The 1059-nt window shown below is 64.3% G+C and carries 1 protein-coding gene; it reads right to left on the reverse strand.

Features of this window, described 5'->3' with window-relative positions:
• On the reverse strand, nt 1–1059 hold a 1059-nt coding region (tssI, locus tag EIY71_RS28460; protein WP_134024003.1), incomplete at both ends, for a type VI secretion system tip protein TssI/VgrG.

Consider the following 1059-nt stretch of genomic DNA (forward strand, 5'->3'; position numbering starts at 1 on the left):
CCATGCCGATGCGCGGGATCGCGATGCCGCCGTACTGGGCGCCGGCCCAGGCGGAGGACACGCGCAGCCAGCAGCTGGTCTTGTCGTCGGCGAGGCCGTCGCGGTCCCAGTGGAACTGGACTTTCACCCGGCCGTATTCGTCGCAGTGGATTTCTTCACCTTTAGGGCCGGTGACCACGGCGCTCTGGCTGCCAAGGATGCGCGGTTTCGGGTGGCGCAGGGGCGGGCGGTTCGGCACGTCCCACGGGGTGGCCTGGAAGCGGTTGCGGTAACCCTGATGGAAATCGTCTTTGAGCGCGGTGGTGTCGCTGGTCACCGACTCTTCCAGCACCTGCGGCTGCTTGCCTTCGTGGTGGACTTCGGTGAGCAGCCACAGGTCATTCCACTTGGCCTTCGGGTGTTCTTTCAGCGCGAGGAAATGGCCGCTGACCAGCAGCGGCTGGTCGCTCTTGCCTTCCGCGAGCTGGAAGTCGCTGCGGTGGCGTTCGAGGGCGCGTTTGGCCAGGTGTTTGCCGCGTTCGCGGTCGACGAAACGGCCCGGGTAATCGTAGTCCTCGAGGTCGGGCAGGGCGTCGCCGCGGTTTTCGCTTTCCAGCGTCAGGCGCGGTTTTTCGAAGTCGTAGTCGCGGCGGGTGGTGCGGCTGGTGCGGGTTTCCAGACGCAGGTCGAAGCGCTTGATCACCGGGTTGCTGGCGACCATGCCGGAGTCCTGCTGATAGGCCACCGGCGCCAGTTTCTTGAACACCGTCTGGTCATCGCCGAACACCAGTTTGTGGCCCGTGGCGCTGTGCTGGAAGTGGTAGTGAATGCCTTCTTCTTCGCACAGGCGCTGGATGAAATGCAGGTCCGATTCGTCGTACTGCACGCAGTAGATGCGCTCCGGGTAGATCGAGCCGGTCTGGAAGGCGTAGGCGTTGCCCTGGATGCCATGATCTTCGAGGACCTTGCCGATGATTTTCGGCACGCTGAGGTTCTGGAAGATCCGCTGGTTGATCCGGTGCGCGAGATACGCCAGTTGCGGGCGCAGGGTCACGGAGTAGCGCGTCAGGCGCTTGCCGG

It is taken from the genome of Pseudomonas sp. CH235, from assembly GCF_004368175.1.
GTDB classification, from domain to species: domain Bacteria; phylum Pseudomonadota; class Gammaproteobacteria; order Pseudomonadales; family Pseudomonadaceae; genus Aquipseudomonas; species Aquipseudomonas paraglycinae.